Genomic DNA, 14,280 nt, shown 5'->3' with positions numbered 1-14,280 from the left:
GGCACCCCTTGCGGGATGCCGAGCCGTTGCTCGTATGACGTCGGTCAGCTCTTGGCGGCCTGCACTGCGTCGTTGGCCTGCGGCAGGACGGTGAACAGGTCACCGACGACGCCGAAGTCGACCAGCTCGAAGATCGGGGCTTCCTCGTCCTTGTTGATCGCCACGATCGTCTTGGAGGTCTGCATCCCGGCCCGGTGCTGGATCGCACCGGAGATGCCGCACGCGACATACAGCTGCGGCGAGACCTGCTTACCGGTCTGGCCGACCTGGTTGGAGTGCGGGTACCAGCCGGCATCGACCGCCGCACGCGAGGCACCGACCGCAGCACCCAGGGTGTCGGCGAACGCCTCGACCGGTGAGAAGTCGCCGCTGGTGCCGCGGCCACCGGAGACCACGATCTGGGCCTCGGTCAGCTCCGGGCGCCCGGACTTGGCCTTGGCCTCGGTGCCGGTGATCTTGGCGGCCTTGGCCACCTCGGACACGGTCACCTCGACCGGCACCACCGTCGCACCGGCCTGCGCCGCCGCCGGCGCGGCCGCGTTGGCCTTGACCGTCACGATCGCCGGCGACTTGGTGACAAGCGACTCCACCGTGTAGTTGGACGCGAACGCCGACTGCGTCGTCGCCACGCCGCCGTCACCGGGCTGCACATTGGTCGCGTCGGTGATCAGACCGCCACCGGTCTTGACCGCGAGGCGGGCACCGGCCTCCTTGTTGACGCCACCGGTCGGCAGCAGGATCGCCGCCGGTGACGCCTGCTCTGCCACCGCGGCGAGCGCCTCGGCCAGCGGCGCCGCGACCGCGCCGGTCACGTCGGGGTTGTCCACGACGTAGACCTTGGCGGCGCCGAACTGCGCCAACCGCGGACGCGCGGCCTCGACGCTGCTGCCGATGAACACCGCGGACGGCACACCCAGGGCACGCGCGAGCGTCAGCAGCTCGGCGGTGTTCTTCTTGACCTGTCCGTCGGTGTGATCGACGAGAACGAGGACTTCAGCCATGATGAATCTCCTTGCAAAAGAATGTCATTGGCAGGCACTCCTCCTCCGGGCGGACTCGCAGGCTCGTCCGTCCCGGCATCGTCATACCTGCGCCCAAAAGTCAGTCAGGAACGAGGGTCAGATCAATTTCGCCTTGGCGAGGAACTCGGCCAGCTTGGTGCCGCCGTCGCCCTCGTCGGTCACGATCTCGCCCTGCTCGCGCGGCGGACGCGCGGTGAAAGAGGTCACCTTCGTAGCCGCGTTGTCCAGACCGACCTGACCGGCATCGACACCCAGGTCCGCCAGCGACCACGTCTCGACCGGCTTCTTCTTGGCCGCCATGATCCCCTTGAACGAGGGGTAGCGCGGCTCGTTGATCTGGTCGGTCACCGACACCACGGCCGGCAGCGGCGCCTCGAACGAGTCCGACGCGGTGTCGCTGTCCCGGCGACCCTTGACCACACCGTCGGCCACCTCGAGCGTCGACAGCTGCGTCACCTGCGGCAGACCCAGACGCTCGGACAACATCGCCGGAACCACGCTCATCGTGCCGTCCGTGGACGCCAGACCCATCAACACCAGCTCCGGAGTGCCGCCGGAAGCCTTCTTCACGGCCTCGGCCAGCACCAGCGACGTCGCCGGCGCATCGCTGCCGTGGATCGCGTCGTCGAGCACGTGCACACCCTTGTGCGCACCCATCTGCAACGCCTTCTTGATCGCGTCGGCAGCACCATCGGGGCCAACGGTCAACACCGTCACCTCGTCCTCACTGCCCTCCACGAGCTTCAACGCCGCCTCGACGGCGTACTCGTCGAGCTCCGACAACAAACCATCCACATTCGAACGATCCGTCGTGTTGTCCTCATTGAACGTGCGGTCGGCTTGCGCATCCGGCACGTACTTGACACAGACCACGATGTTCATGTGTCTATCGTCCTCTTCCATCAGGGTGCGGGTGTCTGACGTCAGTCAGCGTTCTCGGGCGAGTCCGGGGGCTGAGCCCCTTGCCTGCGGCGATCGTATGCCGCAGCCGATCCGTCCGTTACCCGCAGCATGCTACCCGCGAGTAACAAGCTTTCGCGAGTGCCCTTCACCGAAGTCCCCGACGAACGAGGCTCAGTGGTGACGCAGCCAGATCGCGATCATCCCCACGACGGTCAGCGCGACGATGATCCATGGGGCGAGCTTGTTGAGGATGAACTGCATGGTCGTCAGCTGCTGGTCGGGAGCGACGACATAGACATCGGAACGGGCTCCTGCGGCGAGGTCGAAGACCGCCGCGCCGACGACGACGACCGCACCGACAACGAAGATGAGCCACGGCGGCAGACCGATGGTGCTGTCGACGTCCTTGGCGACGCCGGTCCAGCCCAACAACGCGACGAACATCCCGACCAGGCCGACGACCGCAACGGTGATAGCCACGAGCCGGCTGCGCTCGGCTGCTTCACTGCCCGGCGCAACCGGGACCTGCTGGGTGCTCATGCCGTGCTCCTCCTTCGTCGGACCCCGCCATTCGCCCTGAGCCCTTGATCGCTCGCCAGCTCACGCATGTGCCGTGCTCCTCCTCATACCGCCGGGGCCGGTGGTGACGCTGACATTAGCGCCACCACCGGCCCCGGTGGGTGTGTTCGAGAGTTACTGATTACTGCTGGTCTCCAGCGGCATCGGCCTGGGCGGCATCCGCCATCGCCTGGGCGACGGCGGGCGGCTCGGACGAGTTGGCCGCGTGCGGGCCGTCGCTGGTGACGGCCTGGTGCCACAGCTGCACGGCCGTGAGCACCATCTGGGTCGTCGACTGGACCAACGTCTTGACGTCTTCCGCGGCGGAGACCAGGTGCTCGCCGGTGACGATGAGGTTGCCGTTGGCCAGGCCGGTCTTGACGATGTTGAGGCTCAGCGACACGTCGTTGGCCGCGAGCAGCTGCTTGGTGATGTCCTGGGGCAGGTCGTCGGTGATCTGCCACTGGCCGAACACGCGCATCATCGCGGGCTCGCCGTCGACGCAGCGCACGAAGAGCTGCTGGCCCTCGACCTTGTAACTGACGTCGCCGTCAGCGTCGAGCTCGGGGCGGAAGCCCTCCTCCTGCAGAGCGGCCATCACGCGCTCCTGCAGTTGACCGCCACCGGCCGGAGCGGACGAGGCCGGGGCGGGTGGGGAGAAGTTGGGCAAAGAAGTCGGATCTGTCATATGACCCACGCTACTTCACCAGAACGCTCGGTAGCACCTCCCCGGGTAGTGCGGAGAATCAGAAATAGCTGCCGCGGATGCAGGCTCCGCCGTAGACGGCCCTGACGTGACTACTCTCCCGTAGGTGCCTGACCTCACGAACGACACCTCCGCGGCAACCGCACGGACCTCCCCCGACGCGCCGCCGCCGCTCGGCGCGACCGTCGACGACCGGGGCGTCGAGTTCAGCGTGTATGCCGGAGCAGCGACCGCCGTCGAGGTCTGCCTCTTCGACGACACCGGTGCCGAACACCGCGTCGCCCTGCACGAGCACGCCCACGGCATGTGGGCCGGACATGTGTCGGGGATCGGGGTGGGACAGCTCTACGGTTACCGCGCGCACGGCCCGTGGGATCCCACGCACGGCCACCGCTACAACCCCGCGAAGCTGCTGCTGGACCCCTATGCGCGTGGTGTGGTGGGCGAGATCGACTGGCGTCCGGAGGTTTTCGGTCACACGGTGGGCGCCGATCTGTCCGGTGACGACGGTGTGCAGGACGGGCGCGACAGTGCGCCATACATCCCGCGAAGCGTGGTCGTCGGCAACGGCTTCGACTGGGGTGACGACCGGCCCCCACACACCCCGTGGGACCGCACCGTGCTCTACGAGACGCACGTGCGTGGCCTCACCGAGCAGCTTCCCGACGTGCCGGAGCACTTGCGCGGCACCTACGCGGGCGTCGCGCACCCAGCGACGATCGCGCATCTGACCAGGTTGGGTGTCACCGCCGTTGAGCTGCTGCCGGTGCACGCGTTGACCTCCGAGCCACAACTGGTGCAGCGCGGGCTGACGAACTACTGGGGCTACAACACGCTGGGATTCTTCGCGCCACACCCGGCCTATGCGTCCGCACGGTCTCCGCAGGAGGCGATCCACGAGTTCAAGGGCATGGTCAAGCTGCTGCACGCAGCCGGCATCGAGGTGATCCTCGACGTCGTCTACAACCACACCTGCGAGCAGGGCAGCGGAAGCGGCGCGACGGTCTCCTGGCGCGGCCTCTCCTCGGAGACCTACTACCGCCTGGACGAACGGGGCGACGACGTCGACGTGACCGGTTGCGGCAACACGCTGGACATGCGGCACCACGAAACTGTTCGGATGGTGCTCGATTCGCTGCGCTACTGGGCGACCGAGATGCGGGTGGACGGCTTCCGCTTCGACCTGGCGCCCGCACTCGCCCGTGGCCTCGACGACGCATTCCACCCCGACCACCCCTTCCTGATGGCCCTGCGCACCGACCCGGTGTTGTCACGGGTCAAACTCATCGCCGAGCCGTGGGACGTGGGGTCGCACGGGTGGCGCACCGGCCAGTTCCCGGCACCGTTCGCCGACTGGAACGACCGCTTCCGCGACACGGTCCGCAGCTTCTGGCTGACCGACCTCGCTGCCGACCAGGCAGGTCATTCCGGCCACGGCGTCGGAGACCTCGGCACCCGCATCGCCGGCTCGAAGGATCTCTTCGGCTCCCGGTCGCCGCTCGCCTCGATCAACATCGTCAGCACCCACGACGGCTTCACGGCGGCCGACCTGACCTCTTACAACGGCAAGCACAACGGGGCCAATGGCGAGGACAACCACGACGGCAGCGACAACAACCGCTCGTGGAACTTCGGTGTCGAAGGACACGAGACGGCCGGCGAGGGTGTCGAGACGTTCCGCCGGCGCGCGGTCCGCAATCTGCTGGCGACCATGTTCACGTCGGCCGGAGTGCCGATGCTGTTGGGCGGCGACGAGTTCGGTCGCACCCAGCAGGGCAACAACAACGCCTATTGCCACGACAACGAGATCAGTTGGTACGACTGGGATCTCGCCACGTGGCAACGGGACCTCATCGAGACGACGACGTTCCTGGCGGAGTTCCGCGCGGCGCACCCGGTGCTGCGGCAGCGCGCGTTCTTCCCCGGTGATCCGATCGACGGCGACGCGCTGGCGGCGCTGCACTGGCACGGCGCCGACGGATCCATCATGACCGCTGACCAGTGGAACGACGGTGGCACGCGCATCCTGCAGGTCGTCTTCGACGGCTCCGACGTCGACGACGACCGGATCCTGTTGGTCCTCAACGGTCGCGCGCAGGACACCGCCGTGCGCGTGCCGGAGCAGACCGGCGTCAGCAGGTGGGAGCTCGCCTGGGACAGCCGCTACGAGCGCCCCGACGAGTTGCCCCGCATGTCGATCCCGGTCGGCGACGAACTACCCGTCCGTGCCGGGTCGTTCGCCATACTCCTCGGCGCGTAGGTCCCACGAAGTTCTCCCCCGTTCCGGCACCGCGACCGGGGACCACCTGACCGAACGGACAGCATCCATACCGAGCGGACAGGAGAATGCGACGTTTTCGCGCATGTTTTCCTGTCCGCTCAGCGCTTTCCTGTCCGCTCGGTCAGGGGACCTCGTGTGTCGCGCTGACGTTGCGGTACCAGTCGAAGCTCGCCTTCGGGGTGCGCTTCAGCGTGTCGTAGTCGACGTGCACCAGCCCGAAGCGCGGCTGGTAGCCGCGTGCCCACTCGAAGTTGTCCATGAGTGACCAGAGGTAGTAGCCCCGTATGTCGACGCCCTTGTCCATCGCGGCCTTGACGGCCTTGAGGTGATCGCCGACGTAGCGGATGCGGTCCTGATCGTCGACCGAACCGTCCTCGCGCACGACGTCCGGGCAGGCGATGCCGTTCTCGGTGATGTAGATCGGCGGGAGGGCGTCGCCATAGGCGTCCTGCAGCCAGGTCAGCAAGTCGGTGAACGCACCGGCGTCGACGGGCCAGCCCATCTCGGTGAGGTATTCGCCGTCGTGCACGACCGACTCGACGCCCAGGTCGGACGCGACGCGCTTCGCCGGGTCCGGCTCGTTGTGTGCGACAGCCTTCGGCCGGCTCGGGAAGTAGAAGTTGACGCCGAGGAAGTCCAACGGCTGGTGGGAGGTCGCCAGGTCACCGTCCTGGATGAAGGAGAAGTCGGTGATCGGCGCCCACACCTCACGGGCGTGGTCGGGGTAGGTCCCGGCCAGCACGGGGTCGGTGAAGATCAGGTTACCGATGAGCAGGTTGCGGCGAGCCGCCTCGGCGTCCGCCGGTGAGTCCGAAACCTGTTGTACGGAAGCAAGGTTGAGTGTGATCCCCACCTGTGCGTCAGGCACCGCGGACCGGACCTGCTGGGTGGCCAGTCCGTGCGCGAGCATCAGGTGATGCGCGGCCTTGAGGGCGCCCTCACCCTCCTGCGCGCCCGGTGCGTGCACGCCGTCGGCATACCCGAGGATCGAGGAGCAGAACGGCTCATTCAGCGTGATCCACTTCTTCACCCGGTCGCCCAGGTGACCGGCTGCGACGGCGGCATACTCCGCGAAGCGCTCGGCGGTGTCGCGCTCGCGCCAGCCGCCCCTGTCCTCCAGCGTCTGCGGCAGGTCCCAGTGGTAGAGCGTCGCGGCCGGCTCGATGCCGGCGGCGAGCAGCTCGTCGACCAACTTGTCGTAGAAGGCCAGCCCGGCCGCGTTGACCGGCCCGTCGTCGGGCTTGATACGCGGCCAGGCCAGCGAGAAGCGGTAGCTGTCAAGCCCCAGCTGCTTCATGAGGGCGACGTCCTCGCCGAAGCGGTGGTAGTGGTCACATGCAACGTCGCCGTTCTCGCCACGGGCGACCCTGCCGGGCGTGTGGCTGTAGGTGTCCCAGATCGACGGCCTGCGGCCGTCCTCGGCGACGGCGCCTTCGATCTGGTAGGACGCAGTCGCTGCCCCGAAGGTGAACTCGGCAGGAAACTGGACGGTCACGGTGTTTCTCCTTTGGGCGTGATGCGTTGGGTCTGACGGTAGTCTGCGGCGCTCGTGCTCGACAGCGCGAAGGGCGTGTCGGGAAGCTGGACGACGGCGACTTCGTATGGCGAAAGTTGCTCCACGCCATACGTGTCCACCTCGACGGTGTCGTCGGACAGGTTGATCAGCCAACCGAATTCGCGCCCGTCGCGATGGGTCAGTCCATCGGTCAGCACGCGCGGATCGGCGACGTTGATCGGACGCTCGACACCTGCCGCAACCGCGAGTGCGTCATACAACCGCCAGGTGTCCTCGGGGTTGACGCGCGGTGCGTTGGCGGCGAAGTACTCGACCGGGAGGGTGCACAGGACGGCCTGACCCGATCCGTGCCACTTACGAGTCAGCACCGGCCGATCGTGCTGATCCACGGCGATGATGTCGGCGTCGAGCACCTCGACCGGCAGGATGCTTCGCCCACCGGGCGAGCCGACGGCGTCGAAACGCAAGGTCTCCCCTGCGGTGAGCGAGCCGAACTCGGCCAGGACGCGGACCTCCACGACGTCGTCCCGGACGGGTTCGACCATGCCGTAGCGCAGTGTGTGGCGCACGCCGAATGTCGGCTCCAGCCCGGTCCACCACGGCCCCCGCTGCGTGGGCGAATCGCCCAAACCGTAGGAGACGTAGACGGTTCCGCCCGCCAGGGCGTGATCAGCCAGGTCGTACCAGGTCGGCACGGTGAGCGCCTTGACGGACGGGACGATCATCAGCCGTGCTTCGGTCGGCAACAGCTCCTGCTCCCGCACGAACGCCGGCCCGAGTCCGGCTTCCCGACAGGCGACATACGCCTGCTCGAGCGCGGCCGCGATGTCGGTGCGCTCGCTCTCCTCGAAGGTCCAGTGTTCCGGGGCGTCAAGGTATGACGAGACGAGCAAGGCCACCTGCGCCGGCCAGCGGGTGCAGTGCGGCAGGTCCAGCTCGTCGACCACCGCACGGAACGCGGTGATCTCGTCCAGTTGCGGCTTCGGTGACCCGTCCACCCGGGTCAGTCCGAAGTGCAGCTCGAACGGGTGGTGCCGATAGGGATCCTGCTCGGGCAGGTTGTCGAAATCGGTGTTGTTCCACGCGAGCCAACCGGTCGCACCCGCGAGGAGCGTGGTGTGCAGCACCTGCCGGTAGTACTGCTCGGCATGCGCGTCCGAGGCGAAGTCGGAGCTGACCCCGAACTCCTCTAGCACCACCGGAAGCCCTGCCACGCTCGCCAATTCGCACACGAACGCTGAGCGCAGGTGCTGCCGGACGACGTCGTCGCCCATCGGGTAGACGTGCGGGCCGACGAAGTCGGTCAGCTCGGCCAGGTCACGCACGCTGAAGCCGTTCTCCTTGCCCGTGACCTCCTGACCCCATGCGCCGTCGCCGATCGACACCGGCTTGACCGGATCGCCGGCGCGGATCGCCGTGACCATCAACTGGGCCCACGCGGTCACGTCGGCGCGTTTCGCGGGGCCGCCGTAGATCGGCATCTCGTTGGAGACCAGCCAACCGACCACAGCCGGGTGCGTCGCGAAGCGGGCGGCCACCTGAGACAGGTAGCTGGACTGCTGCGCCACCATCCAGGTGTCGGTGTAGAGGTCCCGGTCGCCGCGCCAGGACGGGTCCCAGTTCTCGCCGGACATGTGACCGACGAGAAACGTTGGGATCGTGTGCATCCCGAGCTCCTCGTGCAGGTCGAGGAAGCGCGCGTAGCGGTCCATGACCTCCGGGTCGAGGCGCCCCGGCTCCGGCATCGCATGCGGCCAGAAGAGGAACGACCGGGTGACGTCGAGACCCGCGCCACGCATCGTGGCCAACTCCTCCCGCACGAGGGTTTCGTCATACGACTGCCACATGAACGGCCCGCCGCCGCGGGACCAGAAGTTGCTGCCGAACCACACCCGGCCGGCGCCGGAGTCCGGCACGAAGCGCAGCGGCCGTTCGACCCCTTCCCTCACTTGACCGCACCCGCGGTCAAGCCGGCCACCAGATAGCGCTGGAGCAGGAGGAAGGCGAGCACCACCGGCACGCTGACCACGAGCGAGGCAGCCATGACCTGGTTCCAGTAGACGTTGATCTGGGTGGAGTAGCTCTGCAACCCGATCGACAGGGTCTGCGTCTTCGGACTGGTCATCTGCGAGGCGAAGAGGACCTCACCCCATGACGTCATGAACGAATAGACCGCGACCGCGATCACACCCGGCCGCGCGGCCGGCAGCACCACGCGCAGCAACGTCGTGAGCGTCGACGCACCGTCCACTCGGGCTGCCTCGTCCAATTCCCTTGGTATGCCGTCGAAGTAGCCCGCCAGCATCCAGATGGCGAAGGGCAGCGAGAACGTCAGGTAAGTGACGATAAGACCGACCCGCGTCTGGTAGAGCAGCGTGAAGCCGAGCGCCTTGTCGATGTTGACGAAGAGCAGGAAGAGCGGCAGCAGGAAGAGGATGCCAGGGAACATCTGCGTCGACAGGATGGTCGTGGTGAAGACGCTGCGCCCCCGGAACGTCCAGCGGGACACCGCGTAGCCGGCGAAGATCGCCACGATGACGCTCAGCACCATCGAGATCGAGCAGACGATCACGCTGTTGAGGAAGTACTTGCCGAGCGGCACCGTGCTCCAGATGTCCTTGAACGGCTGGAACGTCACGTGACTGGGCCACCATTCGAACTTGCCCTGCACGTCGCCGAGCGGCTTGACCGAGCTGGTGAACAGCACCCACATCGGCACCAGCACGAAGAGCGTCAGCACCGTGAGGATCACGACACGGAACACCTTGAACGACAACGGTTCACGCACGACGTGACCTCCGGTTGAAGATGAGCAGGTAGGCACCCGTGACCACGAGCAGGAACGCGAGAAGCAGCACGGACATCGCCGAGCCGAACCCGAAGTCCCAGTTGACGAACGACGCTCCGTAGATGTGCACGGAGATGATGTCGGCCGACTTCGGTGGCTGTGCGCCGAAGAGCACGAACGGTGTGTTGAAGTCGTTGAAGGTCCAGAGGAAGAGCATCAACACCATGACCAGGTTGACCGGCCGCAGTGCCGGCATCGTGATGTAACGGATCTGCTTCCAGATGCCGGCACCGTCGACCGACGCGGCGTCGTAGACGTCGTCCGGGATGTTCTGCAGCCCGGCGAGCAACATCAGGAACGCGAACGGCCAGGAGCGCCATACAGCGATGATGACCATCGACCAGAAGGCGTTGCTGCCGATCAGCCAGAAACTGTCCCCGTTGGTCAACCCGAGCGACTTCAGCACGTGGTTCACCAGACCGTTGTCCCGCTGGAGCATGAAGCTCCAGGTCATGATGCCGGTGTAGATCGGCATCGCGTAGGGGACGAGGAACAACGTCCGGAAGAAGCCACGGCCGCGAAAGTTGCGGTGCAGTACCAGGGCCGCCGACATACCGAGGAACCATGCGCAGCCCACCACGAGAACCGTGTAGAGACAGGTGACTTCGAAGGAATGCAGGAAGCTGTTGCCGATCGGCGACGAGAAGTCCAGCGCCAATTTGTATGACGACAGGCCCTTCCACGGCGCGGTCGACCAGTTGGCGATGAATGCCTGGGTCAACCCGACGAAGGACATCCACACCCCGACGATCATCGGGAGGATGTGGATCAGCAGCTCGAGGATGATCGCCGGGGCGATCAGGAAGTAGGGAGTGAGCCGACGGGCGTTGCCACGCCCGCCGGCTCGCTTCACGGTGGGGCGGGACGTCATCAGCCGGCGGACGCCATCTTGTCCTGCGCCTGCTGCAGCGCGGCCTTGATGTCACTCTCCGACGGTGCCTTGCCGGTGGCGGCCTGTGCGATCAGCTGGTTGACGGCGTTGCCGACATTCGTCTCGTACTGCGACTCGTTCGCCACCAGCGGCAGCGGAACGGCCTTGGTCGCCAGGATGTTCTGGAACGTCTTGGCCTCCGCCGCGTTCTTGGTGAAGTTCGGCGTCGCGCCGGCGTTCACCGGAAGAGCCGCGAACGGCACATCGAGGATCTTCTGCTCGGCCGGACTGGTCATGAACTTCACGAACTTGAGCGCGGCGTCCTTGTGCTTGGTGTTCTTGAACACCGACATGTTGATGCCGGCAACGAAGCTCGCGGTGTCCTTCTTGCCGGTCGGCGCCGGTATGGCGACCACGCCGTACTCGCTCGTCTTCATCCCGTCCGCGACGAGGGTGTTGTCGGCGTTGTTCTGGCTCATCAGCATCGCGGCCTTGCCCTTGGCGAAGTCGCCGGGAGCCTCCGGGCCGTTCTTGTACTGAACGCTGCTGGGGTTGACGACCTTGTTGCTCATCAGGTCGACGTACTGCTTGACCCCGGCGACCATTCCGGGCGAGGTGAAGTTCGGCTTGCCGCTGGAATCGAACGGGTCGGCGCCGTGCTGCTGGCCGAAGATGAAGGAGAAGTGCACGCTCTCGGTGTAGCTGCCGCCCTCCATCGCCATGCCGTAGGTGCCCTTGTCCGCGTCCGTCAGCTTCCTGGCGTCGGTCTGCAACTCCTCCCACGTCGTCGGCGGTTTGAGGCCGGCCTCGGCGAACATCTTCTTGTTGTAGTAGAGGCCGTAGACCAGCGAGTAGAGCGGGACCGAGGTCGGGTCCTTGCCCTTCACCCCACCGGTGGCGAACGACGCAGGGACGAACTTCGACTTGCCGCCGATGGCGGTGAGCGCGCTCGAATCGAAGGGAAGGAATGCCCCGGTCGCCTGCAAGGACGGCGCCCAGGTGTTGCCGATGTTGAGGACGTCAGGTCCCTTGCCGCTCGATGTCGCGGCGAGGATCTTGTTGAGCAGGTCCGGCCACCCGATGACCTGCAGGTCGACCTTGATGCCGGTCTGCTTCTCGAACTTCTTCAGCTCGGGGCCCAGGACCTTCTTGTCGACATCGATGGACGAGCCCTGGTTGCTCGCCCAGTAGGTCAGCGTGGTGCCCGAACCCGAATCACCACCACCGCCGTCCGACGAACCGGACCCTGAACTGCCGCCACAGGCGGCCGTGCTGGCAACCATTGCCGCGACCACCAGCGCTGGAATGAGACGTGTCTTCACGATTGGAAACCTCCGGGCCACCCATGCGCGACGGTTTGTCGCGCGGGTCACATCAGACCACTTACTCGCGTAAGTAGATAGTGCCGTTATCGGATCGTTACCACGTGATGCATGCCGGACGATCAGCCGATCGGGCCGGAACTCGACCTCTCCCGAAGCTGCGAGCGTGCCACCGCGACCAGGGACGGGTGCTGCCCTGCCACCAGTCCGAGCAGCGCTTCCGCGGCCTGCCGGCCGTATGCCTGGTTGTCGCGGAACAACGCCGTCAGCTGCGGCTCGACTGCCTGCGTGAGGGGCGAATCATCCCAGCTGACAACGGAAACTTCGGTCGGCACCGATTTGCCGAGGGCCCGCAGTTGTTGCAGGCCGGCCACCGACATGTGGTCGTTGCTGAAGATGAACGCGGTCGGCGGGTCGGGCTCGCTCATCAGCTGATCGACCGCGGCACGTGCATCCCCCGGCGCATACGTTCCCTCGATCGTGGTGACCGAAATGCCGTGTCGTGCGGCTGCCGTCCGCACCCCTCGCTGGCGACCGCGCTCGTGCACGAAGTCCCGCGGCCCGCTCACGTGGGCGATGCGTCGGTGCCCGAGTCCGGAGAGGTGCTCCACGATCAGCGCTGCGTCACCGGCCTGGTCGGTCCAGACGCACGGAAGCTCGATCCCCTTGCGAGGCCCGCCGCACAGGACCGCGGGCAGGCCGATCTCCTCGACAGCAGCGATGCGCTCGTCGCGATGACGCTCGTCGACGAGGATGACGCCGTCGATGCGCCCCTCGCCCCACCACCGCCGATAGGTCTCGATCTCGACCTCCGGGAGATCTCCGATGACACGCAGCAACAGGCTCCAACCACGTTCTACCAGAACGCTTTCGACGCCTGCGAGGAACTCGAAGAAGAACGAGTCAACAGCGAAGGTGTCCGTCGGGCGAGACAGCGCAAGACCGATGACCTTGATGTCCGAACCCGTCAGGGCCCGGGCGCTGGCGCTCGGATGCCAACCCAGATCCGTCGCCAGCTTCAGCACGGCCTCGCGCGTGTCCGCAGCCACCCCGGGCTGTGCGTTGAGCGCATACGAGACCGCCGCACGGGAGATGCCGAGCTGCTTGGCGATGTCGGCCATCGTGGCTTTGGCGGCCATCGGGTCCTCCCTTGTCATGGCGAATTGCCACGCAGTCTACTTACTCGCGTCAGCAGACTCTGCGCTCCAGGTCGGTGCCCGCGAGCCGGCGTAAACGCGTCCATCCGGCCAAGGCTAGTGCGAGGAGACCGCGGCGGCCTCGTCCCCCGACAGCAGCGCGTGCAACCCTGCGGCCAGCAGGAGACACAGCGGCGAGTACACGACGGCATTCAGCACGCGGTAGCGCGGATGCCGGCTTCCGGTCGGCCCGATCAGTCCAATGACGCCTCGCGCGCCGAACACCGCCTCTGCGATGCGCAGTGCCACGTCGAGCCGGCGAGTGGAGGGGATGCCTGCAGCTCGCAACACATCCGAATACGGCTGCGCCACAACCAGACCGGCCAGACCGACGAGGGCTGCGCCCACAGCCGCGGTCGGGACGGCCGACGGCAGTCCCCCGGACTTGCCCGTCGTACCGATGACCGCGTGTGCCAGCTCGCGTCGGGTCCGCGCCGGGAAGCTACTGCCGGCAGCCCAGACGAGGTGCAACGCCCCGGTTGAACCGATGACGCCGGCCACCAGGCGTCGTACCGACCGATGCCCGGAGTCCGGGTCCGGTCGCGCCGCAGCCGCCAGCAGATAGCGCCAGCGGCTACCACCCGGCCACCGTCTGCGCGGATATCGCGCGCCGCCCGATTCGGCGTCATCCAACAGATGCTCGATCAGTGCGTCATGGAGTTGTATGACGAAACAGCGATCTGTCGCGGATGGCCGATGGAGCCGGGCTTCGTGCACCAGGACGTCGCCCTCGACGCCCTCGACGCGGAATTCGTGCCAGCCCTCTCGATCCCCGCCGAAGGAGAATCGCACCCGCCGGGAGTCGGAGTCGATGACGCGGTAACGGATCGGCCCATGCCCTCCGTCCGACCCGACACGGAGGCCGTCGTCCAGCACGAGCGGCGGCCAGGCATCCGAGGGCCACAGGCGGGCGGCCGGGTCCAACAGTCCGCCCAGGAACCCCGTCGGCACACCGCCCTCGATCCTTCGCCGGTGCTCGTCGACCAGCCAGTCACCATCCCAACGCACCCATGGCGTCGTGACTTTTGTCGTTTTTAGAATACTAATTCTAGATTTC

Annotated in this window: 12 protein-coding genes; 1 reads left to right on the top strand and 11 read right to left on the bottom strand. The window is 66.6% G+C overall.

Going from position 1 to position 14,280, the window contains the following annotated elements:
* Positions 1-44: 44 nt before the first annotated feature.
* The 4 genes from IEX71_RS01015 to IEX71_RS01000 form a co-directional block, all read right to left on the bottom strand.
* Complete coding sequence (locus IEX71_RS01015) at positions 45-1,001, bottom strand: electron transfer flavoprotein subunit alpha/FixB family protein (RefSeq protein WP_188835120.1); 957 nt, start codon at positions 999-1,001, stop codon at positions 45-47.
* Positions 1,002-1,118: 117 nt separating this feature from the next.
* Positions 1,119-1,904 carry an electron transfer flavoprotein subunit beta/FixA family protein gene (locus tag IEX71_RS01010; protein ID WP_188835119.1) on the bottom strand — a complete coding sequence of 262 codons (786 nt, stop codon included), beginning with the start codon at positions 1,902-1,904 and terminating at the stop codon, positions 1,119-1,121.
* A 192-nt stretch (positions 1,905-2,096) separates the two neighbouring features.
* Positions 2,097-2,465 (bottom strand): hypothetical protein, encoded by a 369-nt coding sequence (locus IEX71_RS01005; RefSeq protein ID WP_188835118.1) that lies wholly within the window; start codon positions 2,463-2,465, stop codon positions 2,097-2,099.
* A 160-nt stretch (positions 2,466-2,625) separates the two neighbouring features.
* A complete protein-coding gene (locus IEX71_RS01000; RefSeq protein WP_188835117.1) occupies positions 2,626-3,171 on the bottom strand; it encodes a T3SS (YopN, CesT) and YbjN peptide-binding chaperone 1 in 546 nt (181 codons plus the stop codon).
* Between the two features lie 124 nt (positions 3,172-3,295).
* On the opposite strand from IEX71_RS01000, the gene glgX reads away from it, so the two are divergent.
* Positions 3,296-5,449, top strand: coding sequence for a glycogen debranching protein GlgX (gene glgX, locus IEX71_RS00995; protein WP_188835116.1), 2,154 nt, complete (start codon positions 3,296-3,298; stop codon positions 5,447-5,449).
* A gap of 142 nt (positions 5,450-5,591) precedes the next feature.
* Here glgX and IEX71_RS00990 read toward each other — a convergent pair whose 3' ends face one another.
* The 7 genes from IEX71_RS00990 to IEX71_RS00960 all read right to left on the bottom strand — a co-directional run bounded on the left by IEX71_RS00990 (position 5,592) and on the right by IEX71_RS00960 (position 14,231).
* Positions 5,592-6,965, bottom strand: coding sequence for a GH1 family beta-glucosidase (locus IEX71_RS00990; RefSeq protein WP_188835115.1), 1,374 nt, complete (start codon positions 6,963-6,965; stop codon positions 5,592-5,594).
* Positions 6,962-8,935: a glycoside hydrolase 5 family protein gene (locus IEX71_RS00985; protein ID WP_229749355.1), complete on the bottom strand. Its 1,974-nt coding sequence runs from the start codon at positions 8,933-8,935 to the stop codon at positions 6,962-6,964. The genes IEX71_RS00990 and IEX71_RS00985 overlap by 4 nt, the downstream gene beginning before the upstream one ends.
* On the bottom strand, positions 8,932-9,774 hold the full coding sequence (locus tag IEX71_RS00980) for a carbohydrate ABC transporter permease (protein ID WP_229749354.1): 843 nt from the start codon (positions 9,772-9,774) through the stop codon (positions 8,932-8,934). Before IEX71_RS00980 ends, IEX71_RS00985 begins: the two co-directional genes overlap by 4 nt.
* Positions 9,767-10,705, bottom strand: a complete 939-nt coding sequence (locus IEX71_RS00975; protein ID WP_188835114.1) for a carbohydrate ABC transporter permease — start codon at positions 10,703-10,705, stop codon at positions 9,767-9,769. Before IEX71_RS00975 ends, IEX71_RS00980 begins: the two co-directional genes overlap by 8 nt.
* Entirely contained in the window at positions 10,705-12,027 is a 1,323-nt protein-coding gene (locus IEX71_RS00970; protein WP_229749353.1) for an ABC transporter substrate-binding protein, read from the bottom strand. Before IEX71_RS00970 ends, IEX71_RS00975 begins: the two co-directional genes overlap by 1 nt.
* 122 nt (positions 12,028-12,149) lie before the next feature.
* Complete coding sequence (locus IEX71_RS00965) at positions 12,150-13,166, bottom strand: LacI family DNA-binding transcriptional regulator (RefSeq protein WP_188835113.1); 1,017 nt, start codon at positions 13,164-13,166, stop codon at positions 12,150-12,152.
* Between the two features lie 114 nt (positions 13,167-13,280).
* Positions 13,281-14,231 carry a DUF3995 domain-containing protein gene (locus tag IEX71_RS00960; RefSeq protein WP_188835112.1) on the bottom strand — a complete coding sequence of 317 codons (951 nt, stop codon included), beginning with the start codon at positions 14,229-14,231 and terminating at the stop codon, positions 13,281-13,283.
* Positions 14,232-14,280 lie beyond the last annotated feature (49 nt).

The sequence above is a fragment of the Flexivirga endophytica genome (assembly GCF_014640635.1).
GTDB classification, from domain to species: domain Bacteria; phylum Actinomycetota; class Actinomycetes; order Actinomycetales; family Dermatophilaceae; genus Flexivirga; species Flexivirga endophytica.
Note: the sequence above shows the minus strand (reverse complement) of the source record. Positions and strands in the feature narration are given on the sequence as shown.